The 25,518-nt window shown below is 60.5% G+C and carries 27 protein-coding genes; 15 read left to right on the top strand and 12 right to left on the bottom strand.

Annotated elements, in window-relative coordinates:
* Window positions 1-58: 58 nt before the first annotated feature.
* From purM to rnd, 3 genes are all read left to right on the top strand, one after another.
* On the top strand, window positions 59-1,105 hold the full coding sequence (gene purM / locus ABM428_RS10045) for a phosphoribosylformylglycinamidine cyclo-ligase (protein ID WP_168592030.1): 1,047 nt from the start codon (window positions 59-61) through the stop codon (window positions 1,103-1,105).
* Window positions 1,102-1,698, top strand: a complete 597-nt coding sequence (gene purN / locus ABM428_RS10040; protein ID WP_005853715.1) for a phosphoribosylglycinamide formyltransferase — start codon at window positions 1,102-1,104, stop codon at window positions 1,696-1,698. The genes purM and purN overlap by 4 nt, the downstream gene beginning before the upstream one ends.
* Window positions 1,699-1,771: 73 nt before the next feature.
* On the top strand, window positions 1,772-2,929 hold the full coding sequence (rnd, locus tag ABM428_RS10035) for a ribonuclease D (RefSeq protein ID WP_005853713.1): 1,158 nt from the start codon (window positions 1,772-1,774) through the stop codon (window positions 2,927-2,929).
* 37 nt (window positions 2,930-2,966) lie between these two features.
* On the opposite strand, the gene ABM428_RS10030 is transcribed toward rnd, so the two are convergent.
* Entirely contained in the window at window positions 2,967-3,488 is a 522-nt protein-coding gene (locus tag ABM428_RS10030; RefSeq protein WP_132996549.1) for a hypothetical protein, read from the bottom strand.
* Window positions 3,489-3,608: 120 nt separating this feature from the next.
* Here ABM428_RS10030 and ABM428_RS10025 point away from each other — a divergent pair, with 120 nt between their 5' ends.
* On the top strand, window positions 3,609-4,019 hold the full coding sequence (locus ABM428_RS10025) for a SufE family protein (protein ID WP_132996550.1): 411 nt from the start codon (window positions 3,609-3,611) through the stop codon (window positions 4,017-4,019).
* Window positions 4,020-4,080: 61 nt separating this feature from the next.
* On the opposite strand, the gene ABM428_RS10020 is transcribed toward ABM428_RS10025, so the two are convergent.
* Window positions 4,081-4,734 carry a DUF1638 domain-containing protein gene (locus ABM428_RS10020; RefSeq protein ID WP_373276845.1) on the bottom strand — a complete coding sequence of 218 codons (654 nt, stop codon included), beginning with the start codon at window positions 4,732-4,734 and terminating at the stop codon, window positions 4,081-4,083.
* A 50-nt stretch (window positions 4,735-4,784) separates the two neighbouring features.
* The gene (locus ABM428_RS10015; protein ID WP_132996551.1) at window positions 4,785-5,483 is read right to left on the bottom strand and encodes a B12-binding domain-containing protein; all 699 of its coding nucleotides are present in this window, start codon (window positions 5,481-5,483) and stop codon (window positions 4,785-4,787) included.
* A 202-nt stretch (window positions 5,484-5,685) separates the two neighbouring features.
* Between ABM428_RS10015 and ABM428_RS10010 the strand changes: the two genes are divergently transcribed.
* Window positions 5,686-6,771 (top strand): PA0069 family radical SAM protein, encoded by a 1,086-nt coding sequence (locus tag ABM428_RS10010; RefSeq protein WP_132996552.1) that lies wholly within the window; start codon window positions 5,686-5,688, stop codon window positions 6,769-6,771.
* On the opposite strand, the gene bmt is transcribed toward ABM428_RS10010, so the two are convergent.
* Window positions 6,768-7,781 (bottom strand): betaine--homocysteine S-methyltransferase, encoded by a 1,014-nt coding sequence (gene bmt / locus ABM428_RS10005; RefSeq protein WP_005853702.1) that lies wholly within the window; start codon window positions 7,779-7,781, stop codon window positions 6,768-6,770. The two genes, ABM428_RS10010 and bmt, sit on opposite strands and share 4 nt — an antisense overlap.
* Before the next feature lie 224 nt (window positions 7,782-8,005).
* Between bmt and purC the strand changes: the two genes are divergently transcribed.
* The 5 genes from purC to ABM428_RS09980 are packed head-to-tail and all read left to right on the top strand — an operon-like array spanning window position 8,006 to window position 12,853.
* The gene (purC, locus tag ABM428_RS10000) at window positions 8,006-8,767 is read left to right on the top strand and encodes a phosphoribosylaminoimidazolesuccinocarboxamide synthase (RefSeq protein ID WP_005853701.1); all 762 of its coding nucleotides are present in this window, start codon (window positions 8,006-8,008) and stop codon (window positions 8,765-8,767) included.
* Between the two features lie 51 nt (window positions 8,768-8,818).
* Complete coding sequence (gene purS / locus ABM428_RS09995) at window positions 8,819-9,049, top strand: phosphoribosylformylglycinamidine synthase subunit PurS (RefSeq protein WP_064216464.1); 231 nt, start codon at window positions 8,819-8,821, stop codon at window positions 9,047-9,049.
* Window positions 9,049-9,717, top strand: coding sequence for a phosphoribosylformylglycinamidine synthase subunit PurQ (gene purQ, locus ABM428_RS09990; protein ID WP_005853697.1), 669 nt, complete (start codon window positions 9,049-9,051; stop codon window positions 9,715-9,717). Before purS ends, purQ begins: the two co-directional genes overlap by 1 nt.
* Before the next feature lie 36 nt (window positions 9,718-9,753).
* A complete protein-coding gene (locus tag ABM428_RS09985) occupies window positions 9,754-11,514 on the top strand; it encodes an ATP-binding protein (RefSeq protein WP_005853695.1) in 1,761 nt (586 codons plus the stop codon).
* A gap of 4 nt (window positions 11,515-11,518) precedes the next feature.
* Window positions 11,519-12,853: a sigma-54 dependent transcriptional regulator gene (locus tag ABM428_RS09980; protein ID WP_009824697.1), complete on the top strand. Its 1,335-nt coding sequence runs from the start codon at window positions 11,519-11,521 to the stop codon at window positions 12,851-12,853.
* Window positions 12,854-12,875: 22 nt separating this feature from the next.
* Here ABM428_RS09980 and ABM428_RS09975 read toward each other — a convergent pair whose 3' ends face one another.
* Window positions 12,876-13,160, bottom strand: coding sequence for a hypothetical protein (locus tag ABM428_RS09975; RefSeq protein ID WP_168592038.1), 285 nt, complete (start codon window positions 13,158-13,160; stop codon window positions 12,876-12,878).
* Window positions 13,161-13,727: 567 nt separating this feature from the next.
* Between ABM428_RS09975 and ABM428_RS09970 the strand changes: the two genes are divergently transcribed.
* On the top strand, window positions 13,728-16,655 hold the full coding sequence (locus tag ABM428_RS09970) for an Rne/Rng family ribonuclease (RefSeq protein WP_353627899.1): 2,928 nt from the start codon (window positions 13,728-13,730) through the stop codon (window positions 16,653-16,655).
* Window positions 16,656-16,754: 99 nt separating this feature from the next.
* Here the strand turns inward: ABM428_RS09970 and ABM428_RS09965 are convergent, their stop codons facing one another.
* On the bottom strand, window positions 16,755-16,982 hold the full coding sequence (locus ABM428_RS09965) for a sulfurtransferase TusA family protein (protein WP_037945031.1): 228 nt from the start codon (window positions 16,980-16,982) through the stop codon (window positions 16,755-16,757).
* A gap of 104 nt (window positions 16,983-17,086) precedes the next feature.
* Between ABM428_RS09965 and ABM428_RS09960 the strand changes: the two genes are divergently transcribed.
* From ABM428_RS09960 to ABM428_RS09945, 4 genes are all read left to right on the top strand, one after another.
* Window positions 17,087-17,839 (top strand): cytochrome c biogenesis CcdA family protein, encoded by a 753-nt coding sequence (locus ABM428_RS09960; protein ID WP_037945030.1) that lies wholly within the window; start codon window positions 17,087-17,089, stop codon window positions 17,837-17,839.
* Window positions 17,840-17,895: 56 nt separating this feature from the next.
* A complete protein-coding gene (locus ABM428_RS09955) occupies window positions 17,896-19,122 on the top strand; it encodes a hypothetical protein (protein ID WP_353627898.1) in 1,227 nt (408 codons plus the stop codon).
* On the top strand, window positions 19,119-20,471 hold the full coding sequence (locus ABM428_RS09950; RefSeq protein ID WP_353627897.1) for a cytochrome P450: 1,353 nt from the start codon (window positions 19,119-19,121) through the stop codon (window positions 20,469-20,471). The genes ABM428_RS09955 and ABM428_RS09950 overlap by 4 nt, the downstream gene beginning before the upstream one ends.
* 69 nt (window positions 20,472-20,540) lie before the next feature.
* Window positions 20,541-21,434, top strand: a complete 894-nt coding sequence (locus tag ABM428_RS09945) for a fructose bisphosphate aldolase (RefSeq protein ID WP_064216469.1) — start codon at window positions 20,541-20,543, stop codon at window positions 21,432-21,434.
* A 48-nt stretch (window positions 21,435-21,482) separates the two neighbouring features.
* Here ABM428_RS09945 and ABM428_RS09940 read toward each other — a convergent pair whose 3' ends face one another.
* The 6 genes from ABM428_RS09940 to chrA all read right to left on the bottom strand — a co-directional run bounded on the left by ABM428_RS09940 (window position 21,483) and on the right by chrA (window position 25,436).
* A complete protein-coding gene (locus ABM428_RS09940) occupies window positions 21,483-21,716 on the bottom strand; it encodes a hypothetical protein (protein ID WP_005853679.1) in 234 nt (77 codons plus the stop codon).
* A 9-nt stretch (window positions 21,717-21,725) separates the two neighbouring features.
* Window positions 21,726-21,959: a ribbon-helix-helix domain-containing protein gene (locus ABM428_RS09935; RefSeq protein ID WP_064216470.1), complete on the bottom strand. Its 234-nt coding sequence runs from the start codon at window positions 21,957-21,959 to the stop codon at window positions 21,726-21,728.
* Window positions 21,956-22,132 (bottom strand): DUF4169 family protein, encoded by a 177-nt coding sequence (locus ABM428_RS09930; protein ID WP_005853675.1) that lies wholly within the window; start codon window positions 22,130-22,132, stop codon window positions 21,956-21,958. The genes ABM428_RS09935 and ABM428_RS09930 overlap by 4 nt, the downstream gene beginning before the upstream one ends.
* Entirely contained in the window at window positions 22,129-23,523 is a 1,395-nt protein-coding gene (gene fumC, locus ABM428_RS09925; protein ID WP_005853673.1) for a class II fumarate hydratase, read from the bottom strand. Before fumC ends, ABM428_RS09930 begins: the two co-directional genes overlap by 4 nt.
* Before the next feature lie 113 nt (window positions 23,524-23,636).
* Window positions 23,637-24,107 (bottom strand): SspB family protein, encoded by a 471-nt coding sequence (locus ABM428_RS09920; RefSeq protein WP_005853671.1) that lies wholly within the window; start codon window positions 24,105-24,107, stop codon window positions 23,637-23,639.
* 72 nt (window positions 24,108-24,179) lie between these two features.
* Window positions 24,180-25,436 carry a chromate efflux transporter gene (gene chrA / locus ABM428_RS09915; protein ID WP_132996557.1) on the bottom strand — a complete coding sequence of 419 codons (1,257 nt, stop codon included), beginning with the start codon at window positions 25,434-25,436 and terminating at the stop codon, window positions 24,180-24,182.
* Window positions 25,437-25,518 lie beyond the last annotated feature (82 nt).

Genomic DNA, 25,518 nt, shown 5'->3' with positions numbered 1-25,518 from the left:
CGCCTGCGCAACCTGCTATAACCCACTTTCGCAAAGGGAACAGGCAGCGGGATGCGTCATGACCAACTCCAAGAACTCGATCACCTATGCAGACGCTGGTGTGGATATTGATGCAGGCAACGCGCTGGTAGAACGTATCAAACCGGCGGCCAAACGGACCAAGCGTCCGGGCGTGATGTCGGGGCTTGGCGGTTTCGGCGCGCTGTTCGACCTCAAGGGGGCGGGCTATACCGACCCGATCCTCGTCGCTGCGACGGACGGTGTAGGCACCAAGCTGCGGATCGCGATTGATACCGGCAACGTCGATGGCGTGGGGGTCGATCTGGTCGCCATGTGCGTCAACGATCTGGTCTGCCAAGGGGCGGAGCCTCTGTTTTTCCTCGATTATTTCGCCACCGGCAAGCTTGAGACCGAACAGGCCGCGCGGATCATCGAAGGCATCGCCAAAGGCTGCGAAGGCTCTGGCTGCGCGTTGATCGGGGGCGAGACGGCAGAGATGCCTGGCATGTATTCCGAAGGTGATTTCGACCTCGCGGGCTTCTCTGTGGGCGCGATGGAACGCGGCGCGGACCTGCCCCGTGATGTGGCGGCGGGGGATGTGCTGCTGGGGCTTGCCTCGGACGGGGTGCATTCGAACGGCTATTCTCTGGTGCGTAAACTGGTCGAGATCTCTGGCCTTGGCTGGGATGCGGATTGCCCCTGGGCAGACGGAACATTGGGCGAGGTGCTGCTGACGCCGACGCGGCTTTATGTGAAACCCGCGTTGCAGGCCGTACGGGCAGGGGGCGTGCATGCGTTGGCCCATATCACCGGCGGCGGTCTGACGGAAAACCTGCCCCGCGTTCTGCCCGATGATCTGGGCGCGAAGATTGATCTGGACAGCTGGGAGCTGCCCGGCGTGTTCAAATGGATGGCCGATGTGGGCGCGATCTCGGAAACCGAGATGCTCAAGACCTTCAACTGCGGCGTGGGTATGATCCTTGTGGTCAAGGCGGATGAGGCCGAGGCGCTGACCAAACTGCTGCGGCAGGCGGGCGAAACGGTCTATCCGATGGGCAATGTCACCGAGACCACGGGCGTTGCCTATACCGGCAGCCTGCTGTGACCAAACGGGTTGCGATTTTCCTTTCGGGTGGCGGGTCGAACATGCGGGCGCTGGTCGAAGACATGACCGGCGACCACCCCGCGCGTCCCTGTGTGGTGGTGTCGAATGTGGCGGACGCGGGCGGGATTGCCTGGGCCAAAGAACGTGGCATCCCGACCGAAGTCGTGGATCACAAGCCCTTTGCAGGGGATCGCGCTGCCTTTGAAAACGAATTGACCGCGCGGCTGATGCCCCATGCGCCCGACATCATCTGTCTGGCCGGGTTCATGCGCAAACTGACCGGTGGCTTTACGGATGCTTGGGCGGGGCGGATGATCAATATCCACCCGTCTTTGCTGCCGCGCTATAAGGGGCTGCACACCCATGCCCGCGCGCTTGAGGCCGGCGATACCCAGCATGGCTGCACCGTGCACGAGGTCACGGCAGCGCTGGATGACGGGCCGATCTTGGGGCAGGCGACCATTCCCGTCATGGCCGGCGACACGCCAGAGGATCTGGCAGCGCGGGTTCTGGTGCAGGAACATCGTCTTTACCCTGCGGTGCTGCGGCGGTTTGCCAGCGGCAACCGTGATCTTTTAATGCTGGAAAGCTGACCGCGCGGCCTATTGCGCTGAAACCATGCGCTTTTCCATTGCCTGAATGGCTTCCTCTGTCCAAAGTAGCGCTATGAAAACAATCACCACCACCGCCGAGCTTGAAGCCTACTGCACAGAGGCCGCCAAGCATGATTACGTGACCGTCGATACCGAGTTTCTGCGCGAACGGACCTATTATTCCAAGCTCTGTCTGATCCAGTTGGCGATGCCCGGAACCGACGATAGCAATGCCGTTCTGGTGGACCCGCTGAGCGAGGGGCTGTCACTTGACCCGCTGTACACGCTGTTCCGTGATACGTCGGTGGTCAAAGTCTTCCACGCCGCGCGGCAGGATCTAGAGATTTTCTATGTCGATGCGGGCGTCTTTCCCGAACCCTTGTTCGACACACAGGTCGCGGCGATGGTGTGTGGCTTTGGCGAACAGGTGGGATATGAAACTCTGGTGCGCAAGATCGCCCATCAACCTCTTGATAAGACGTCCCGTTTTACCGATTGGTCGCGCCGCCCGCTGAGCGATGCGCAGGCGAAATACGCGCTGGCCGATGTCACGCACCTGCGCCAGATCTACGAATTCCTTGCGCGTAAGCTTGAACAGACGGGCCGCGCCCGCTGGGTTCAGGAAGAGCTTGAGATACTGACCAGCCCTGACACCTATGTCACCCCGCCGCGCGAGGCATGGCGTCGGGTCAAGACGCGCACGAATTCGCCAAAGTTCCTGGCGCTTGTGCGCGAATTGGCCGCGTTCCGCGAGGAGTACGCCCAGACCCGCAACATCCCGCGCAGCCGCGTCTATAAAGATGACGCGATGGTAGAGCTGGCGAGCAACAAGCCGAAAAACCACGAGGAACTGGGCCGCGCCCGTCTGCTTCTGCGCGAGGCCCGCAAGGGCGAGATCGCGGATGGTATCCTCAAAGCGGTGGCCGCTGGCGTGAATTGCCCGCCCGGCGATATGCCGCAGCCCGATCGCAGCCGCGACAAGCTTCAGGTCAATCCGGCGCTGTCCGATCTGCTGCGTGTCTTGCTAAAGGCCAAGTCCGAAAGCGCAGGCGTTGCGGCCAAGCTGATCGCCCCCGCTGCGGATCTTGACGGGATCGCCGCAGGGCTGCGTGATGTGGCCGCCCTGAAAGGGTGGCGACGCGAGGTATTCGGGGAAGATGCGCTGCGACTGTGCAACGGCGAGATCGCTTTGACCGCGGTCGGGTCCGATCTGAAAGTGGTTGAGCTTTAACGCTCAACCTTTTGGTTTTTATTGATTTTTGTTGGGGTTAGCGGCGCGATGTCATCGCGTTGCGCAGCCCTTCGACGCGGATGGTCGTCACCCCAGCCAGCGTCTGGTTGGTCAGCTTGCGGCCGGCCGTAACCTCGCGGGTGGGAGGCGTGCCGATGGCGGTTGCCTCGCTTGGTTCTACCCCTTCAAGACGGTAGGTCAGAACGCCGTCCACTGGCAGTTCGTCTTCGTTCGCGGGGGTCAGCTGCACCTCGTAAATGCCCTGACGATCCGCGCGACCGGTGGCGCGCACGACGGCACCGCCTGGTACTTCTTCGATCGTCAGATCAATGATCTGGTCGAAGGGGCGACCGGCATATACCACCTCTTTATTCCGCGAGGAGGAGAACAATCCGGTCCGCTGCGGGATCAAAGGGTTGGTCGAGGCTTGCTGACGGGTGATCGGTTCAGACCGCGCGGTCCCGAACCAGTTGAACGGGTTCACACGGCTGTCGCGCACGGTCGCGCAGCCTGTCAAAACAAGGGTCGATACCAGGATGGCTGAAAAGGTCTTGCGCATGGGGTCCGCCGTAGAAATTTCGGTAATATTTGACTAACCCATCCCAGACCCGTTGGGAAGGGGGTGGACCTTTGGCATCGTGCAACCTACCTGTTTGGCAAGCGAAAAGAGGGACGCACCGTGGCGACAGAGGCATTTGAAGAACTGGTCGAGGATTTCGAGTTTCTGGACGATTGGGAAGACCGCTATCGCCATGTGATCGATCTGGGCAAGGCGATGGAGCCGCTGACCGAAGAGCTGCGCGTGCCCGCAACCAAAGTAGATGGGTGCGCCAGTCAGGTCTGGTTGCATACGCAGTTCGAGGATGGCGTGCTCCATTTCGACGGGGCCAGCGATGCGATGATCGTTTCAGGCCTGATTGCCGTGCTTCAAAAACTGTATAACGGCGTGCCGGCGGCGAAGGTCAGCGCCATCGATGCCCGTGCCGAGATGGGGCGCCTTGGGTTGAACGAACATCTGTCGGCGCAGCGGTCGAACGGCCTGACGGCAATGATCGAACGGATTCGCGGTGAGGCTGCACAGCAGGGTTGAACGCGTGCCTGCGGGCTGTGGCGACGGCTGTGCCAGTTGAGTTTATTTGGCAAAATGAAGATCAGAGCGTCTTGAGCGTGCGCGCCAGATCACCGTAGCCGGTAAAGCGCCGTTCAAAGGCAAGGCCGAGCCTATCAGCGCATGTTTTCGCCTTGGCGGTGAGCGCGGGATCATCTGTTTGCGCCTGATACACAAGCTTTTCGTAGTTCCCGAAGTACATATCGCGCAGGTCGGGGTGCCGGTCGAGCCCCATGGGTTTTATAATGAAAGCGTCGAACTGGCGGACCAGAAAATCAGTGAGATAGAAGGTGGTAATCTCGTCCTCCGAGATCTTGGCAAAGCGGTCGTTGCCCTCAAAAAAGCTATAGCAATGCGGCCCTGCGACCATCTGCACGCCAAGTTTCTCACACTCCACCTCTAGCAATCCGCCGGTGCCGCAGTCGGCGTAGACAACGAATATATCGTCGTATTTGCCGCGGTGTTTCTTAACGGCTGCGCGGACTTCGTCGGTGATTTTTTCTGGGTAGAGATGCAGCTTGGCGGGCAGGCAGGTCAGGTCCAGGTGCGACCAGCCGTTCGCCTCTTTCAGGTCGAGAATTTCCCGCGCCAGCGCCCCGCAGGCGATCAGCAGAATGCGGTCCGTCTGCGGGGCGAGCGGCAGGCCTTTTTCTGTCAGATCACGGTCCGAGGGCGGCTTCATCTCACGCTCCGTCATGCAAAAGGCCCCTCCGGTAGGGAAGGGCCTTTATGTTCTAGATCAACTGTTTACGCCTTGGCGGCGTTGTGTTTCCGCCCGACCCATTCCTTGGCGGTTTCCACCGCGACGGCGGCATCGCGGCAATAGGCGTCGGCACCGATGGCCTTGCCGAATTCTTCGTTCAACGGGGCCCCGCCGACCAGCACGATATAGTCATCGCGGATGCCCTGTTCGACCATCGTGTCGATCACGACTTTCATATAGGGCATTGTCGTGGTCAGCAGCGCGGACATGCCAAGGATGTCCGGCCCTTCGGTTTCCATCGCTTCAAGATAGGCTTCGACCGAATTGTTGATGCCAAGATCCACAACCTCGAAGCCCGCGCCTTCCATCATCATCGACACAAGGTTCTTGCCGATGTCGTGGATGTCGCCCTTGACCGTACCGATCACCATCTTGCCCACGCGCGGCGCGCCGGTTTCGGCCAGCAGCGGCTTTAGGATCGCCATGCCGCCTTTCATCGCGTTCGCAGCCAAAAGCACTTCGGGGACAAAGAGGATACCGTCGCGGAAGTCGGCCCCGACGATGGTCATGCCGCCAACAAGCGCCTTGGTCAAAATGTCATAGGGTGCCCAATCGCGTTCGATCAGGATATTGACCCCTTCTTCGATCTCTTCGCGCAGACCGTCATAGAGATCATCAAACATCTGCTGAACAAGTTCTTCGTCGTCCAGTTCGGCAAGGATAATTTCGTCTTCATCCGACATAGTCGTTCCTCATCGGTTAACTCACCCGCGCGGGCTTGTGCCTTTTTGTCACATACGCGTCGAAAGCTTCGTGCTTTTTGCGACAAACCCGGCACCGCGTGCGACGCTTTGGTTGATGGGAAATTACGCTCAATCGTGCTGTAAAACAATGGCTTGGGCCAATATACTTGACCATGTTCCTAATTTGTTCCAAAAGATTTGAATGGATCAGGCACAGCGCAAATACAGACTGCCCGGACGGGGCACATCCAGCAACCGCCCGGGCCGGTTCGAGCCGCTGACCGTCAGCGCTGTGTCCGATGGATGGGCGGGCGATGATGACCCTTTGCCGGTCTTGCGCACCCAGGTAAGCGTTGAAATTCCGCGCTCCGTGATCAGCTACAACCAGTCGCCGGACCTGCCGTTTGACCGGTCGATCAACCCGTATCGCGGGTGCGAACACGGTTGTGTCTATTGTTTCGCGCGGCCAAGCCACGCCTATCTGGGGTTGTCGCCGGGCCTGGATTTCGAGACGCGGCTGATCGCACGGCCCGAGGCACCCGAGGTGTTGAAACGAGAATTGGCGGCGAAGAAATACCAGGTCGCCCCCATTGCGATTGGCACGAACACCGACCCCTATCAGCCGATCGAGAAAGAGCATCGGATTATGCGCGCGCTGCTAGAGGTGCTGTCAGATGCGAACCATCCCGTTGCCATTGTGACCAAGGGCAGTCTGATCGAGCGGGATATTGATATTCTGTCGGATATGGCGGCGCGCGGGCTGTGCCGCGTGGGCGTGTCGGTGACGACGCTGGATGCGACGCTTTCGCGGTTGATGGAGCCGCGGGTGCCTGCCCCGAAACGCCGGTTGCAGGTGATCGAACGTTTGGCAGAGGCAGGCATTCCGGTGCGGGTCATGGCGTCCCCCATGGTGCCGGCGCTGACCGATCCCGAGCTTGAGGCGATTTTGGAAGCGGGGCGCGATGCGGGGGCCGTCGCGGCCAGTTGGATCATGCTGCGCTTGCCGCGCGAGGTGTCGCCCTTGATGCAGGAATGGTTGGCGGTGCATTACCCTGACCGCGCGGGTCGCATCATGGCGCGGCTGCGCGAGATGCACGGGGGGAAGGAATATGACGCAAATTGGCACACGCGCATGCGCGGAGAGGGGCCTTATGCCGAGATGATCGGGCAACGGTTCAAGCTGGCGGTCAAACGGTTGGGGCTGGATACGCTCCTGCCGCCGATGCGCTGCGATCTGTTCCGCCCGCCCAAACGGGCGAGCGCGCAGTTGGATCTGTTCGGGGATTAACCCCGGCGGCGGCCACGGCGTGGTGCGCGGGTGGGGCCTTCGCCATCGGTGCCGTCACTGGCCGAAGAGAACGGACCAAGGGCCTCGACGATCTGTTCCAGCGTGGGGGCGTCACCCTTGGGCCGGCTGTCGAGAGCGGCGCGCATATGCACCAGATGTTCCGGCATGGTGCCACAGCAACCGCCGATGATCGACGCGCCGCAGTTGCGGGCCATCTCAGCGTAATCGGCCATCAGTTCGGGCGTGCCGTCATAGTGGATGTGGCCTTCGACGTATTTCGGAATGCCCGCGTTGCCTTTGGACACGATCGGCGTCGGCATGCCTTTGGAGGCGAACCCCAACACCGTGCGCAACACATCCGACGCGCCGGTGCCGCAGTTGGCCCCATAGGCCAGCGGGCCATAATCGAGGTCATGCACCATGTCGACCATCGCCTCGGATGTCATGCCCATCATGGTGCGGCCTGCGGTGTCAAAGCTCATCGTGCCAACCCAGTCGAGCCCTGCCAGCTTGAAGCCTTCGGCGGCGGCGCGGTATTCCTCGGGGGCGCTGATCGTCTCCAGCCAGCCCACATCGGCACCACCGGCTTTCAGCCCGTCCGCGGTTTCATGGAACATCTCCACCGCCAGCGCGTGGGTGAGGGGGCCGACCGGCTCCATGATCTCGCCTGTGGGGCCGACGGAGCCCGCAACGATGACCTTGCGACCGGCCTTATCCGCGACCTCGCGCGCGAGCTCGGCGGACACGCGGCTCAGCTCATGGGCGCGTTTTTCGGCATTATGCAGTTTCAGACGCGAGGCATTCGCGCCGAAGGAGTTGGTCAGGAAGATATCGCTGCCCGATTGCACCGCACCCTGATACAGCTTGATGATGTTTTGCGGCTGTTCGGTGTTCCACATCTCTGGCGCGTCACCGGACATCAGGCCCATATTGAACAGGTTCGTGCCAGTGGCACCATCGGCCAGCAGCGTGCCTTTTTCAGCCAGAAGATCGGTGAGGGGGTTGGACATCAAAACGCTCCGCTAAATGGGTGATTTTGCCGTTTCCCACAACGCCCCTGTTGACGCAACTTCATTATTCTCATGATCGTCATGAGCCGCCGCCATGGTTTCTGCGTGCATGACCGCCATGAGGGCAGGGCGCGCGCTTGCGTGGCAGGGGCGCTTGGACTATGTGACAGGCTAGAAATGGCTGATGGGTATTCCAACCGGCCTGTTGTCTGGAAGGGATGTGCATGGCCCGTCGCACGAAAATCTATGAAGGTACGGCGAAGATCCTGTATGAAGGACCGGAACCGGGGACCATTGTCCAGCACTTCAAAGACGACACAACCGCCTTTAACGCCGAGAAAAAAGCGGTGATCGAAGGCAAGGGCGTACTGAACAACCGCCTGTCCGAATTCTTCATGACCGGCCTGAACAACATCGGCGTGCCCACGCATTTCATCAAACGTCTGAACATGCGCGAACAGCTGATCCGTCAGGCAGAGATTATCCCGCTCGAGATCGTCGTGCGCAACTATGCGGCGGGGGATCTGTCTACGCGGCTTGGCATTGACGAGGGCATGCAACTGCCGCGCCCGATTGTGGAATATCACTTCAAGAACAACGACCTTGGCGATCCGCTGGTCACCGAAGAACATATCGCCGCCTTTGGCTGGGCCGGTCAGCAAGATATGGAAGACATCCTGAGCCTGTCGCTGCGGGTCAACGATTTCATGTCCGGCGTGATGATGGCCGTGGGCATCCGGCTGGTGGACTTCAAGCTTGAGGTGGGCCGGATCTACGAGGGCGATTTCCAGCGTCTGATCGTCGCCGACGAGATCAGCCCCGACAGCTGCCGTCTGTGGGATATCGAAACCGGCCAGAAACTGGACAAGGATGTGTTCCGCCGCGATCTGGGGTCGCTGACGGATGCCTATACCGAAGTCGCCCGACGTTTGGGGGTCATGCCCAAGACGTCGACACCGATGATGAAACCGACGTTGATCAACTAGGCTGGCGTCGCAGATGAGTTTATTTTGCAAAATGAAGATAGGGGACGCGTCATGAAAGCACGGGTGCATGTGATGTTGAAAAACGGTGTTCTGGATCCGCAGGGCGAGGCCGTGCGCCACGCGCTTGGGGCCATGGGCTTTGAAGGCGTCAATGGCGTGCGTCAGGGCAAGGTGATCGAGCTGGACCTGAACGAGGGCGTAACCAAGGCCGACGTCGAGGCGATGTGTGAAAAGCTGCTCGCGAACACGGTGATCGAATCCTACACAGTGGAGATGAGCTGATGCACGCAGCGGTCATCGTTTTTCCCGGCTCTAACTGTGACCGCGATCTGGCGGTGGCATTCAAGGCGGTCGGTGCCAAAGTGTCGATGGTCTGGCACAAGGACACGAGTCTGCCCGAGGGCGTCGATATTGTGGGTGTACCCGGCGGCTTTTCCTATGGCGACTACCTGCGCTGTGGTGCCATCGCGGCGAATTCTCCGATCTGTCGCGAAGTGGCGGCCCATGCGGAGCGTGGCGGTTATGTCATGGGGATCTGCAACGGCTTTCAGGTGCTGACCGAAACCGGTCTGCTGCCCGGTGCCCTGCTGCGCAATGCGGGGCTGAAATACATCTGTCGCACCGTGCCGCTGCGCGTGGCCACGGCGGACAGCGATTACACATCGGGCTACGAGGCCGGTGCGATGATCGACATCCCGATCGCACACCACGATGGCAATTATTTTGCCGATGGCGATACAATTGCCAAACTGCATGGCGAAGATCGTGTTGCCTTTACCTATGGCGATAACCCCAACGGGTCGCAGTCCGACATCGCGGGCATCCTTTCGTCGAACCGTCGTGTGCTGGGGATGATGCCACACCCCGAACGCGCAGCGGATGCGGGGCATGGGGGCACGGACGGGGCGGCGCTCTTCCGCGCATTGGCGGGGTCTCTGGTCACAGCGTGACTTGAGTGCACCGGTGAGGACGCGTAGATTGCCGCCATGTTTCGGTCTGCGTCCTCTAGTGAAGCCCCTTTATCTGTCAGCTGGCGCGTCCGGCTGGCGGTTGCTTTGCTTTTGGTCATTGCGGTGGCCACGATTTCGGTCACCAACAAGCTGCTGACGGATCGTTTTACCGAAAGCACACGTAACCGGGCCGAGCTTCGGATCGCGCTCTACAGCGGCAACCTGCTGGCCGAGCTGCGCCAGAACGCGATTGTGCCACAGCTTTTGTCGCGTGATCCCGCCTTGATCGAGGCGCTGACCCGATCTGATTATTCCCTGTCGACCCAGCGATTGATCTCTTTTGTAGAGGAAATCGGCGCGGCGTCCTTGATGCTTTATGATATCGATGGGCGCACGGTGGCAGCGACCGACCGCAACCGGTTGGGGGCCTCGCACCGGCAAGAGGCTTATTTTGTTGACGCGCTGCGATCGAATTCGACCGTGTTCAGCGTTATTCCCCGTGATACCGGCGGCTATCGGTTCTTCTATTCGCGCCGTATTCAGGAAGGCGGTACCAACCTTGGGGTGATCGCGGCCGAGGTGGATCTGCAGCGGTTTGAACGGGCCTGGGCCGGTATCTCGGATGCGGTGATTGTCACTGATAGCACGGGTGACATCATCATGGCGACCGAACCGCGCTGGCGCGGTCTGACGGAAAGCGAGGCTCTGTCGAACCAAACCCCGCAAAGCGCCATCGAGCGCGCGATCAAGGCCACCGCCGATTGGACCGCATTGCCCGCCGATGCCTATCTGCAGGGCGAGGCGGTGATGCGTCTGTCGTCGCGGATACCGTTTCGGGGCTGGCGGATCACGAGCTATACCACCTATGCCTCGGTCCGCGAGAAGGTGAACGGGGTACTGGCGCTTGAGGTGATGGGCTTTGCGATCCTGCTGGCGCTGACGTTTTATGCTCTCAGCCGTCGGACGGCGGGGCGCGCGGCGCTGTTTCAGCGTGAATCCGCCGAGCTGCGCGCGCTGAACGCTGCCCTTCAGCGCGAGGTGGCGGAACGCAAACGGGTGCAGCAGACCTTGGCCGTGGCCGAGCAGACGTTGGAACAATCCAGCAAGCTCGCCGCCTTGGGCGAAATGTCCGCCGCCGTCAGCCACGAGCTGAACCAGCCGTTGGCCGCGATGAAGACCTATCTGGCGGGCGCGCGTCTGTTGATGCAGCGCAACCGGCTGGAGGAAGCGCTGGCGTCATTCGGGCGCATCGACGATCTGATCGAACGCATGGGGGCCATCACGCGGCAGCTGAAAAGCTATGCACGCAAGGGCCAGCAGCAGTTTTCGCCCTTTGATATGGGGGAGGCGCTTGCCTCTGCCTTGTCAATGATGGAGCCGCAGCTACGTCAGCGTCAGGTGCAGATCAACCGTATCCTGCCCGCAGAGCCTGTTCAGGTGATGGGGGACCGCATGCGGATCGAACAAGTATTGGTCAATCTCTTGCGCAACGCATTGGATGCCACCAAATCGGAACGAAACCCGACGGTAGAGATTATACTATCAGCGGGTGAGACGGCGACGCTTACCGTGCGCGACAATGGCCCCGGGATCGAAGATCTCGATAGCCTGTTCGAGCCGTTTTACACGACCAAGCAGCCCGGCGATGGTGTCGGGCTGGGGCTTGCGATCTCGTCGGGTATTGTATCCGATCTGGGGGGCAGGCTGACAGCCCGCAACGGCCAACATGGCGGTGCGGTTTTTGAAATGCAGCTGCCCATTATGGACAGCACAGAGAAGACACAGGCGGCAGAGTAAACCAATGGCTCAGGCAATGAAAATCGCGATCGTTGATGATGAACAAGACATGCGTCAGTCGATCAGCCAGTGGCTGGCGCTTTCGGGCTATGACACAGAGACGTTCGGCAGCGCCGAGGACGCGCTGAAAACGCTGGGGCCGGATTACCCCGGTATCGTGATTTCCGACATCAAGATGCCCGGCATGGGCGGGATGCAGTTCCTGAAAAAGCTGATGGGGACCGACAGCGCGCTGCCCGTGATCATGATCACCGGCCACGGCGATGTGCCCATGGCGGTCGAGGCGATGCGCGTCGGCGCGTTCGACTTCCTTGAAAAGCCCTTTAACCCCGACCGGATGAGCGAACTGGCCAAGAAGGCCACCAACGCGCGCCGTCTGGTCATGGACAACCGCGCCTTGCGTCGTGAACTGTCTGACGGCAGCCAGTTGATGAAAAAGCTCATCGGCGGCTCGCCCGTGATGGAGCGGCTGCGCGAGGATATTCTGGATCTTGGTCAGGCCGACGGTCACGTGCTGATCGATGGTGAAACCGGTACGGGCAAGACATTGGTGGCGCATGCGCTGCATGCCGTGGGATCGCGCGCGGGCAAGAAGTTCGTGCTGGTCAGCTGCGGCGCGCTAGAGGAAGACGCGCTGAGCAAGCGTTTGTTCGGGCCGATGATGCCTGAAGACGCCCAGCTTCCCGCGATCGAGGAGGCCCGCGGTGGTACCTTGGTGCTGGAAGGTGTGGAATCGCTCAGCGAGACGCTGCAAGCCCGTCTTCTGAGTGCGATCAACGACCAAGGCACGCCAGCGGAAACGCGGATCGTCGCGATTTCGAACCTGCAGGAGGCGGGGCGCACCTCCGAAGATGCGCTGCGTTCTGACCTTTTCTATCGTCTGGCCGCCCTGCGCATCACCGTGCCGCCGCTGCGCCAACGGGGCGAGGATATTCTGACGTTGTTCACACGTTTGTCCGAAGAATTCGCGGATGAATATGGCTGCGAGACTCCGCAGGTTTCCGCGCAAGAGGCCGCGCAACTGTTGCAAGCGCCCTGGCCCGGGAACGTGCGCCAATTGATCAATGTGGCAGAACGCGCCGTGTTGCAGTCGCGTCGCGGGTCCGGTTCTATCGCATCACTGCTGATGTCGGACCACGAAGAGATGCAGCCCGTGATGACCACCGACGGCAAGCCGTTGAAAGAATACGTCGAGGCGTTCGAACGTATGCTGATCGACAATACCATGCGCCGGCACAAAGGGTCTATCGCCAGTGTGATGGAGGAGTTGTGCCTGCCACGCCGGACGCTGAACGAGAAGATGGCGAAATACGGTTTGCAGCGCTCGGATTACCTCTGAGCGCCGCATTTTGCAGACAGGCTCAGCCGAGCCGCGTCTCGATCAACTCGCGTGCTGCACCGGTTTCATCGGTGTAGCAGGTCCACGACGGGCCGCCGGGGATATCGACAATATACTGGCCAGTCTCGACGATAGGGATGGTCGTGTTGAGCGTACCGCCCGATTTGCCGGTGTGTTTTTCCACGGCACGGATGCAACTGCGCTTGGACGGGCCCTCGGGGTCGCTGCCGCCGGTTGCGCTCATGTCTTCGCAGGCGGCAAGCGCCAGAAACGGCAGGCACAGGGCTGCGCGCAGGGAAATATGCATTCGTATCATCCTTATCTGTCTTATTTTTGTGCATCCCGTCACAGGGCTGCGGCACGGGCATAAACCCGCTGGCAAAGCTTTTCCCATAGCACCGACGCTTGTCAAGCAAGGCGGCGGGGGGCGTGATACCGCTATCGGCCCCCGTATCTGCATAGCCGCTAAACGCGATTTCCCATTGTCATTTGGTGCCTTCTGCCGTTAATTGTAGATAGGGCTGTTTGCCTCTTTGGATGGCAAACCAGACCCCAGACAGTTTCGATGCCTCGGTTCCCCGGCATGTGGTGACCAGGCAGACCGATTAGGCCCTTAAAAAAGGCTCAAGAACCGCTGACGATTGCGCCGTGCCTTTGGCCGGACAACCGCAGTAAATTAATGGATATGGGGGCGCGGTACGCACCACCCATGTCGGAGAAGAACCGCGATGACGCGCGCAGACGCCAAGAGCAGACAGACAGGCGGCCTTTTGGGCCCTGTTTTAGCCGCGTCACCCATCGCCCTGACAAGACATACCCTGCCTCGCAGCGCCCCACCGGGGCTGCTGTTTGCGCAGCTGTGCAAAATGGATTTATGCCTAAGAAAATGCTTATCGATGCCACCCACGCTGAGGAAACTCGCGTTGTTGTGGTTGACGGAAACAAGGTCGAAGAATTTGACTTTGAATCAGAGAATAAACGCCAGCTAGCTGGCAATATCTACCTCGCGAAAGTCACGCGGGTCGAACCTTCGTTGCAGGCCGCGTTTGTGGATTATGGCGGCAACCGTCATGGTTTCCTCGCCTTTTCGGAAATTCACCCCGATTACTACCAGATCCCCGTCGCCGACCGTCTGGCGCTGATGGAGGAAGAGCGTGCCTATGCCGAAGCGCAGGCCGCCAAGGAAGACGAAGACGAAAAACCCAAACGCCGCACACGCTCGCGCAGCCGCAGCAAGTCCAAGGCCGAAGACACCGTGTCCGATGACGCGACGGTCAGCAAAGACGCGGATGCGACCGACAGCGACCAGATCAACGGCATGCAGACCGTCGATCTGGACGATGAAGAAGGCTCCTCTCCGATGGAGCGGGTTGCCGAAACGCCTGTCGAAGAGCCAGACGGCGATGATAGCAAGGCAGAAGGTGACACGCCCAAGGCCGCCAATGCAGATGCGAAAGACGCCGCGAAACCTGATGCCGATGATCAGGACGACAGCGACGACGCGGATGACAGCGACGATAGCCCCAAGGCTAAAGATGCGTCCTCCAAGGATGACAGCATCGAATCCGTGGCGGATGACGATGACCACGACGATCTGCGCACCGCGCGCAAGCCACGGCCCAAGCGCTATAAAATCCAGGAAGTCGTCAAGGTGCGTCAGATCCTGCTGGTGCAGGTCGTTAAAGAGGAACGTGGCAACAAGGGTGCCGCGCTGACAACCTATCTGTCGCTGGCCGGCCGCTATTGTGTGCTCATGCCCAACACCGCGCGTGGGGGCGGCATCAGCCGCAAGATCACCAACGCCGCGGACCGCAAGAAGCTGAAAGAGATCGCAAACGAAATTCAGGTGCCAAAAGGTGCCGGTCTGATCGTGCGCACCGCCGGTGCACAACGCACCAAGGCCGAGATCAAGCGCGACTACGAATACCTGCAACGCCTGTGGGAACAGATCCGCGAGCTGACGCTGAAATCCATCGCGCCCGCCAAGATCTACGAAGAAGGCGACCTGATCAAACGCTCGATCCGCGACCTTTATAACCGCGAGATTGACGAGGTGTTTGTCGAAGGTGAACGCGGTTACCGCATCGCCAAGGACTTCATGAAGATGATCATGCCGTCCCACGCCAAGAACGTGAAGCTCTATAGCGAAACATTGCCCTTGTTCGCGCGCTATCAGGTCGAAAGCTACCTCTCGGGCATGTTCAATCCCACGGTGCAGCTGCCTTCGGGCGGGTATATCGTGATCGGTGTGACCGAAGCGCTTGTTGCGATCGACGTGAACTCGGGCCGGGCCACCAAGGAAGGCTCCATCGAGCAGACCGCGACCAAGACTAACCTGGAAGCCGCCGCCGAAGTCGCCCGCCAGCTGCGTCTGCGCGATCTGGCCGGTCTGATCGTCATCGACTTTATCGACATGGACGAGCGTCGCAATAACGCCGCCGTTGAAAAGCTTATGAAGGAAAAGCTGAAAACCGACCGTGCGCGTATTCAGGTGGGCCGTATTTCCGGCTTTGGTCTGATGGAAATGTCGCGCCAGCGTTTGCGTCCCGGTATGATCGAGGCGACGACACAGCCGTGCCACGCCTGCCACGGCACCGGCCTGATCCGGTCGGACGACAACCTTGCGCTGTCGATCCTGCGCCAGATCGAGGAAGAGGGCACCCGCAAACGGTCGCGCGAGGTATTGATCACCGCGCCTGTGGGCATCGCTAACTTCCTGATGAACCAGAAGCGCGAACATATCGCCCATATCGAAGGCCGCTATGGCATGGCCGTGCGCATCGAAGGCGACCCCGCTTTGGTCAGCCCCGATTTCTCGCTTGAAAAGTTCAAGACCGCGACACGCGTTGTCACGCCGATCGAACATGTGGTGTCGGTTGATACCTCCATCATGGACGAGGTCGACGATCTGGATGTCGATGCGGAAGCAGATGCGGACAATGCTGACAATGAACCTACCGGCAACGGCAATGGCGGGCAGAACCAGCACAATGGCTCTGACGATGACAATGATGGCGAAGGGAAACCCAAGCGTCGTCGTCGTCGCCGGCGGCGTCGGGGTGGCAAATCCAACGGGGATGATGCGGCCAACGGTGAAAACAACGGCGATAGCAACACCAACGGTGACAACGGCGATAGTGACGCGCCCGCGGAAATTGCGGATGCCAAGGATGACGCGAAAACGGATGCGACTGCAGACGCCGCTTCTGATGACGCGAAACCGCAGGACAAACCCAAGCGCACCCGTAGCCGGACCCGCAAACCCAAGGCTGATGCCGCGGCAGAAGCGACCGTAGACGCGGATGCCAAGACCTCTGAAGACGCGAAACCTGCCGACGCGGCTCCTGCCGACGCGGACGCCGCCGAAGACGCGCCCAAGCCAAAACCCAAGCGGACCCGCACGCGCAAGCCCAAGGCCGCTCCGGTTGAGGCTACCGAAGAGGGCTCGCAAGAGGCACCCAAGCCCGAGGAAACACCTGCGCCAAAAGAGCAGCCAACCCCCGAGCCCAAGCCCGAGCCTGAGGTGACACCAGACGCGCCGACGCCCGAGCCCGCAAAGGAGCCGACGCCGATCCCGACGCCGGAACCCACGCCCGCGCAGCCGTCCCAGCCCGCCGAGGTGGAGCAAACGCCGGCCCCGACCGAGGTGCCCGATAGCACCCCGACGGAAATGCCGCCCGCGCAGGAAATCCAGCCGGAGCCACCGGTCACCGAAGTATCTCAGCCCGAGGCGACCCCGCAGGCGGAGCCCGAAAAACCCGCCAAGCCCAAGCGGCGCGGCTGGTGGTCCTTGGGCGGCTAAGCAGCGCCCTTGCGCCGACATATAGAAACGAAAAAAGGCAGACCTTCGCGTCTGCCTTTTTTATCTGCGGTATCCGCGGCACGTGGGGCGGCGGGACCGTTACTTTTTGCGGATCACATAGGCCTGCGGCGTTTCGTCCATCGCGGCGCTTTCAAGGCTGTGACCGGCCTCGGCACAGAAATGCGGGATGTCGATGATCGCGGCGGGATCATCCGCATGCACGGTCAGAAGATCGCCAGACGCTAATGATTGCAGGCGTTTACGGGCTTTGAGCACGGGCAGGGGGCACAATAGCCCCGTCGCGTCGAGAAAGTTTTTATCTGTCATGATCCTCAGATAAGCCACATGTTTCAACGCGTCCACAACCTTGTGACGGGGATCACGCGCAACAGCAGGTGACGCGCCGGACAAAGCAGATTATGGCTGATGTCATGTTTGGATTTGACCTGATCGACGCGGGACTACTGCCCGCCATACTCATCGCGCTGACCGCCGGGATCATCAGCTTTCTGAGCCCCTGCGTACTGCCCATCGTCCCCCCGTACCTCGCCTATATGAGCGGGGTAACCCTGAACGACATGTCATCGGTCGCCGCCGCGCGCCGCAAGGCTGTCATCGCGGCCCTGTTTTTTGTTATGGGGCTTAGTACGGTGTTCCTGATTCTGGGGTTCACGGCCTCGGTCTTCGGGGCGTTCTTCCTACAAAATCAGGTGCTCTTCGCGCGGCTGTCGGGCATCGTGGTGATCATCTTTGGTCTGCATTTTCTGGGCGTCTTCCGAATTCCTTTTCTGGATCAAGAGGCGCGACTGGATGCGGGCGACAAGGGCGGCACATCCTTTGGGGCCTATATCCTTGGGCTGGCCTTTGCCTTTGGCTGGACACCCTGCATCGGGCCACAGCTTGGCGCGATCCTGTCGCTCGCGGCGTCCGAAGCCTCGGTCACGCGCGGCACGCTTTTGCTGGGGGTCTATGCGGCGGGCTTGGGTATCCCCTTCTTGCTGGCGGCGATGTTCATCACCCGCGCCACCCACGTCATGAACCGGATCAAGCCCTATATGAAGCTGATCGAACGCGGCATGGGGATCTTGCTGGTGGTCGTCGGTCTGGCGCTGCTGACGGGGGCGTTTACGACCTTCTCTTTCTGGTTGCTGGAAACATTTCCTGCCTTGGGATCCTTGGGTTAGGCGCCTTACTCTTGCCGGAAAACCTGTTTAAGCTGCGGCGAAATACAGGGTGAACGATGGCCGAGAACATAGAGCAGACAGTCAAGACGCGACGGGTTTTCTATATCCCGGGCTACGACCCCATTCATCCGCGCCGCTACCGCGAGCTTTACCGCAAGGAAGGCAGCGCACAGGCGCGGATCTCGGACTATCAGATCGCGCTGTCGCCCAAGACGGGCGGCGGGAACTACGGCTGGAACGTCGCCGCGCATATCGATGGCGTTGATGTAGAGGCTCAGGTCGACGTGCTCGTCTGGTCCGACATCGTGCGCATCTCCATGAGCAATTCGATCCTCGCGACCTATGGGCAGTTGGTGCAGACGGCTTGGGTCTATATCGCATCGGGTGCGCTTTGGCGGTTGATGAAGCTGCGCAAGGGGCCGGTGATTGCGGCGCTTTATCCGGTGGGGATGTTGCTGCTGCAACTCCTGATCGCTGCCCTCGCGGGCAAGCTGCTTTACGCGGGGCTGACCTTCTTTGGCGGGCCTGCGTGGTTCAAGGGGATCGTCGCCGCCGCTGGCGTGGGGCTGGGCTGGCAGGTGCTGCGCTGGTTCAAGAAACACGATGGCAAGCTTTTCGCCTATTACCTGATGCATGATTACGCCTTCGGGGCCGCGACGCGCGGGGCGAACCCGCCCGCGCTTGAAACGCGCATGACCGAATTCGGGGATGCCATCGCACAGGCGCTGAGGTCTGATGTGGACGAGGTGCTTGTCGTCGGTCATTCCTCGGGCGCGCATCTGGGGGTGTCGATCCTTGCCGATCTGATCCGGGCGGGCCGTGTCCCTGCTGACGGGCCTGCGCTGGCCTTTATGACCTTGGGGCAGGTGGTGCCGATGGTGTCCTTCCTGCGCGATGCCCACCGTCTGCGCGCCGATTTGCGCTTTCTGTCCCAATGCGAGGGTCTGACATGGGTCGATGTGACCGCCCCCGGCGACGGTTGTGCCTTTGCGCTTTGCGATCCGGTGGCGGTGTCGGGCGTTGCCCCCGAGGATAAACGCTGGCCGCTGGTGTTTTCCGCGGCCTTCACCCAATCGCTGACCCCCGCCCGCTGGAAAGAACTGCGCTGGCGGTTCTTCCGGCTGCATTTCCAATACCTCTGCGCCTTTGATGCGCCCAAGGATTATGACTATTTCCAGATCACCGCCGGCCCGCACAGTCTGGCCGAACGCTATGCCGGACGGCCTGCATCCCGGTCGCGCATTGTCAAACCGGTGAATAAATTCACCTCTACCGCGCCATGACGCTGCCCCCCAAACCCGAGAGCCGCCCCGCGAAAGTGTCGCTTTGGCGCTATGCGCGGCTCTTTCGCCAAGACATCCTGTCGGCGCAGCCCGCACGCCTGTATCGGGCCTGGATGGCAGAGTTCAAAACGCCGTTCTTCCGCAGTTATCTGATAAACCAGCCCGATCTGATCCAGACCGTGCTCAAGACGCGCCCCGACGATTATCCCAAGTCTGACCGGATCGGCGAAGGATTGCGCCCGCTGCTTGGCAACTCGGTATTCCTGACCAACGGGGCGATATGGAAACGACAGCGGCGCATCATTGACCCCGCGTTTGAAGGGGGCCGCTTGCGCGAAACCTTCCCCGCCATTTGGGACGCGGCAGAGGCAGCCGCGGCACGGCTTGCCCCTCATGATGGCGCGTCGCTAGAGGTGGAGGCGCAGACCAGCCACGCGGCGGCGGATGTGATCTTTCGCACGTTGTTTTCGATTCCCATCGAACACCACATGGCGCGCGAGGTCTTTGACGAATTCAAAACCTATCAGCGCAGCCAGCCGATCCTGAACATCGCGGCCTTTGTACCGCTGCCCCGCTGGCTGCCACGGCTGTTCCGCCGCGACACCAAACGCAGCGCTGCCAAGATCCGGCGACTGATCACCGCGCTGACGGCCGAGCGGATGGAGGCGATCAAGGCGGGCACCGCCCCCGACGATCTGGCGACCAAGATCATGACCACGCCCGACCCCGAAGACGGCTCTACCTTTACCACCGATGAAATGGTCGATCAGGTCGCTATCTTCTTTCTTGCAGGCCACGAGACGAGCGCCTCGGCGCTGGCATGGGCGATGTATCTGGTAGCGACCCATCGCGACTGGCAGGACCGTCTGGCCGAAGAGGCACTGGCGATCGACCAGTGCGATTTTACGGTCATGGGCAAGCTTAGGCAAAGCCGCGATGTCTTCCGCGAAGCGCTGCGGCTTTATCCCCCCGTGCCGATGATGGTGCGCGAAGCAAGCTGCCCCGCGACGTTCCGCGACCGAACCGTGGCGCGTGGGGCACAGGTGGTGATCAGCCCGTGGCATCTGCATCGTCACGAACGACTGTGGGACAACCCCGACGGGTTTGATCCGGCGCGATGGCACAGCGAGAACGGCAAGAAATGCCAGCGCGAGGCCTATCTGCCGTTCAGCGCCGGTGCACGGGTCTGCCCGGGGGCGGGCTTTGCCATGGTCGAAGGCCCGTTGATCCTGTCACGTATCCTGCGCGATTACCGCATAGAGGTTGTCGGCGAAAAGCCACCTGTTCCCGTGGCGCATCTGACAGTTCGTTCAAAAGACGGCATTTTGCTGCGCTTTGTCCGGCGCTAACGATATATCATCGCGGGAATAGATGCGTTAAACGAACATTCGACGGAATCAATAAGGGCCAGGATCATCATGACCACGACAGACGCACAGCGCACACAAATGGAAACAGGGCAGGGGTTTGTGGCCGCATTGGACCAGTCGGGCGGATCGACCCCCAAGGCGCTGAGCCTTTATGGCGTTGAACCCTCTGATTACTCGGGCGATGCCGAGATGTTTCAAGCCATGCACGACATGCGCGCGCGGATCATTCTGGCCGATGATTTCACCTCTGACAAAGTTCTGGGCGCGATCCTGTTTGAACGCACGATGGACAACACGATTAACGGCAAACCTGTGGCCCAACTGCTATGGGAAGACCGCGGCGTCGTGCCTTTCCTGAAGATCGACAAAGGTCTGGAAGACGAAGCAAACGGCGTGCAGCTGCTCAAACCCATGCCCGAGCTGGACGATCTGCTGAAACGCGCGAAAGCCGCCGGAATCTTTGGCACCAAGGAACGGTCGGTCATCCAATCCGCCAACGCCGAAGGGATCGCGTCGGTCGTGGCGCAGCAATTCGCCGTTGCCAAAACCGTCTGCGCTGCCGGTCTGGTCCCGATCATCGAGCCAGAGGTGAACATCCATTCCGAGAGCAAGGCGGAAGCCGAGGACATCCTGAAATCCGAGCTCGAGAAACACTTGGCTACGCTTTCGGCGGAGGAACTGGTGATGCTCAAGGTGACCCTGCCAGAACGCGCGGGGCTTTATGACAGCCTTGCGGATCACCCCAATGTGCTGCGGGTCGTGGCGCTGTCGGGCGGGTATTCGACCGAAGACGCCTGCGCGCGTTTGACGCAAAACCCCAAGATGATCGCCAGCTTCTCGCGCGCGCTGACCGAAGGGTTGAACGTCAAGATGTCGGATGCCGAGTTCAACACGGCACTGGGGCAGAACATCAGCAAGATCTACGACGCCTCTGTCGCCTAAATTGGATTTTTCCTAAATTCCGCGGGGGTTTTCTTGGGAAGAAAACCCCTAAACAATAATGCGGATCGGTTCCTGATTGCAAAAGATCACGAGCTGGCCCGCATTCTCCACAGCGTGATAACCGCGGCGTAGAAGTTCTTGCTCGAACGCGTGGCGGCCCACATATCTTTCGACATCCCTGACGTTCCGCCGCACGACACACCCGCTGCGGGCGGCCTTCGAACTGAATAGGGCGAGCATCCAGCCCTCGGGCGACAATGGAGAGAACTGTTGTTTGACCATGGGGGAAACTTACCCCCGCGAAGGTAAACGTTCCTTTAATGCACGCAGCACATACACGCGGATCGCAGAGGCCAGCCCCGCTTCAACGCCGCGCTCTGCATCGATCTGCGCCACCAGCGCATTGATCGGCATGTCCATCTCTTGCGCAAGGTCGCGCAATTCCTGCCAGAATTCATCCTCCAGCGAGATCGACGTACGGTGACCCCGAAGGGTCACCGAATGTTTCACCGGTCGGGCGCTCATGTGTCGCGCTTATGGGCTTCCAGATTGCGCGAGATTTGCGCCAGACGGGCTTTCAAAACCTCTTTCTGGTCCTTGCTTTGGCCGAACTGTACCGCGTTTTCATCGGCACGGGCCTTGCGCGAGGCGCGGTTGCGCTCTTTCTTGACCTTGTTGAGGTTGATGGGGGCGCTCATTCTTTGGGTCCGATCATTTGCTCCGGCCGCACCACGCGGTCGAATGTTTCGGCATCGACAAAGCCCAAGGCGATTGCTTCTTCCTTGAGCGTCGTGCCGTTCTTGTGGGCCGTCTTCGCGACTTTGGTCGCGTTGTCATAGCCAATCGTGGGGGCCAGCGCTGTGACCAGCATCAGGCTTTCTTTCATCAGCTTGTCTATACGTTCGACATTGGCCTGTGTGCCGACAACCATATTGTCCGTGAAGGCCGAGGCGCTGTCGCCCAAAAGCTGCATGGATTGCAAGACGTTATAGCTCATCATCGGGTTGTAGACGTTAAGCTCGAAATGCCCTTGCGAGCCGGCAAAGCCGACAGCAGCGTCATTGCCCATGACATGCGCACAGACCATTGTCAGCGCTTCGGCCTGCGTCGGGTTCACCTTGCCCGGCATGATCGACGACCCGGGCTCGTTCTCGGGCAGGATCAACTCGCCCAGACCCGAACGCGGGCCGGACCCGAGCAAGCGCATGTCATTGGCGATCTTGAACAGCGATCCCGCCACGGTTTTCAACGCACCCGAGAACATGACCATCGCGTCATGGGCGGCCAGCGATTCAAACTTGTTCGGCGCGGTGACAAAGGGCAGGCCGGTGATCTCGGCCATATGCGCGGCCACGGCTTCGGCCCAGCCTTTCTTGGTGTTCAGGCCGGTGCCAACGGCAGTACCGCCTTGGGCCAGTTCATAGATGTCGGGCAGGCAGGCGTTGACCCGTTCGATCCCCTTTTTCACCTGATGCGCATAGCCCGAGAATTCCTGACCCAAGGTCAGCGGTGTCGCATCCTGGGTATGGGTCCGGCCGATCTTGATGATGTCCTTGAACTCTTCGGACTTCGCGACCAAGGCGTCGTGCAGTTTTTGCAGGCCGGGCAGCAGTACATCGCGGGCCTGCATGCCGATGGCCACATGCATCGCGGTGGGGAAGGTATCGTTGGACGACTGTCCCATGTTGCAGTGGTCGTTGGGGTGGACCGGATCTTTCGACCCCATCTCGCCGCCCAGCATCTCGATCGCGCGGTTCGAGATCACCTCGTTCGCGTTCATATTCGACTGGGTGCCGGAACCGGTCTGCCAGACGACCAGCGGGAAATTGTCGTCGAACTTACCCTCGATCACCTCGGTCGCCGCGGCGGTGATTGCATCGGCCAGCTTCTGGTCCAGATTGCCCTGGTTCAGGTTTTCCATCGCACAGGCTTTTTTCACGACGCCAAGGGCGCGGATGATCGGCACGGGCTGTTTTTCCCACCCGATGGGGAAGTTGATGATCGACCGCTGGGTCTGCGCGCCCCAGTATTTGTCGGACGGCACTTCCAATGGGCCAAAGCTGTCGGTTTCTGTACGGGTATCGGCCATGAAAAGGCTCCTGATCTTGGGCTTATGTCTGATCAGGGTTTACCCCGCGGGCCGCAGCGGTGCAATGAGCCGATGGCGCTAACCTTGGCGACAAGGCAGCGCTGACCGGTCGATTACTTGCGGAAGCTGTCCAGCGATACGATCTCGGCGGCTTTGGGGGCTTCTTCCTCGACCTCAAGCTCGCTTTCGTCTTGTTGGGGCAGGTCTTCGTCCTCGTCCTGCTGGCCGGGTTCTTGCTGTTCGAACTTCAGGCCGAATTCCACCGACGGATCCACAAAGGTGCGGATCGCGTCATAGGGGATATACATCGGTTCGGGCGCATCGCCAAAGTTCAACGTGACCGAGAATCCTTCCTCGGTGACCTCAAGCTTGTCGTACCAATGCTGCATGACAACGGTCATCTCGCCGGGGTAGCGGTCGGACAGCCAATCGGCCAGTTCCGCATCCGGATGAGAGGTGTCGAACGTGATGAAAAAGTGATGGTTGCCGGGCAGTCCATTGGCTGCAACGTCAAGTAATACCTGACGAATTAACCCGCGCATGGCATCGTGCATCAGATTGCCATACTCAATGCTTCGGCTCATTACTTCTCTCCGGCCTTGGTTGATGGCGATAGCATACGGCATTTCGCACCAGTGAAAAGGGGGCGCAAAAATTTATAGCAACAGGCGCCAGCAAAGGGCCAATGCAGCGCTTATCGTCATCGTCAGGACAAAGCCGAACCGCAGCCCCAGCATCGACACTCCCGCCACACCGGTCAGCACAGCGGCCAGGGGATCAAAGCTGCTCCAATCAGGCAGAGGTACGGCCAGATGCGCCATAGGCAGCACGCGTTCAAACATCACATGCAGCGCGAACCAGACCGATAGATTGGCAATCACGCCGACGACGGCGGCGGTAATCGCGCGCAAGGCCCCCGCCAGCCGCGGCTGCGCCGAGATCGCCTCCAGATACGGGCCTGCAAGAAATATCCATAGAAAACAGGGCGTAAATGTCACCCAGAGCGCCAGAGCCCCGGCCGAGACCGCGCCCCATGGCCCCGATTGGGCAAAACCCGCCAGCAGGGCGACAAACTCCGTCACCAGAATGAGAGGGCCCGGCGTCGTCTCGGCCAGCCCCAAGGCGTCGATCATCTGTTCGGTGGTGATCCACCCGTGATCCTGCACCACGGTCTGCGCCATATAGGCCAGCACCGCATAGGCGCCACCAAAGGTCACCACCGCGAGCTTCGAGAAGAAGAGCCCGATCTTGAGCAGGAATTCTTGCCCCATACCCCAGACAAACAGCAGCGGCGACGCCCATAGCGCGACCCAAAGTCCGATGACGCCGAAGGGGCGGGCAGGGCGGTGATGTAGCCCCTCAATCTCGGCCATGCTGCCGTGCCCGGTGGCACCGAAAGCGCCCCAAAGGCCCGCACCCATAATGATCAGCGGAAAGGGCAGACCAAAGACGAACAGAGCCACAAAGGCCAGCGCGGCCAGCACCCATCCCGCGCGCCCGTGCAACGCTTTCCGTCCCAGATTGCGTAAGGCTTGAAAGACCACGACAATGACCGCCGCCTTAATCCCCATGAACGCGGCTTGAACCAAGGGAAGCTGGCCGAAATAGGCATAGCCAAAGGCCAGCGCCAGAATGACCGCAGCCCCGGGGAGTACAAACAAAAGTCCCGCCAACAGCCCGCCAAGGGTGCCGCGCAGCCGCCATCCGGCATAGGTCGCCAGCTGCATCGCCTCTGGTCCGGGCAATAACATGCATAAGGACAGCGCGCGCAAAAAACCGTCTTCCGAAAGCCAGCGATGACGCTCGACCAACTCTTTGTGCATCAGGGCGATCTGTGCCGCTGGCCCCCCAAAGGACAGCACCCCGATCCGCCCGAACACACGCGCCAGCAGGCCCCATTCCGGTACACTCATATCTCGCATATGCCTCTCACGATGCCCCGCGTCAGAGGTCGCAGTACCGGCCCCCGAGGTCAAGCGCCGGTGGGGCACCGAT

This window comes from Sulfitobacter sp. TCYB15 (genome assembly GCF_040435955.1).
Taxonomy (GTDB): Bacteria; Pseudomonadota; Alphaproteobacteria; order Rhodobacterales; family Rhodobacteraceae; genus Sulfitobacter; species Sulfitobacter pontiacus.
Note: the sequence above shows the minus strand (reverse complement) of the source record. Positions and strands in the feature narration are given on the sequence as shown.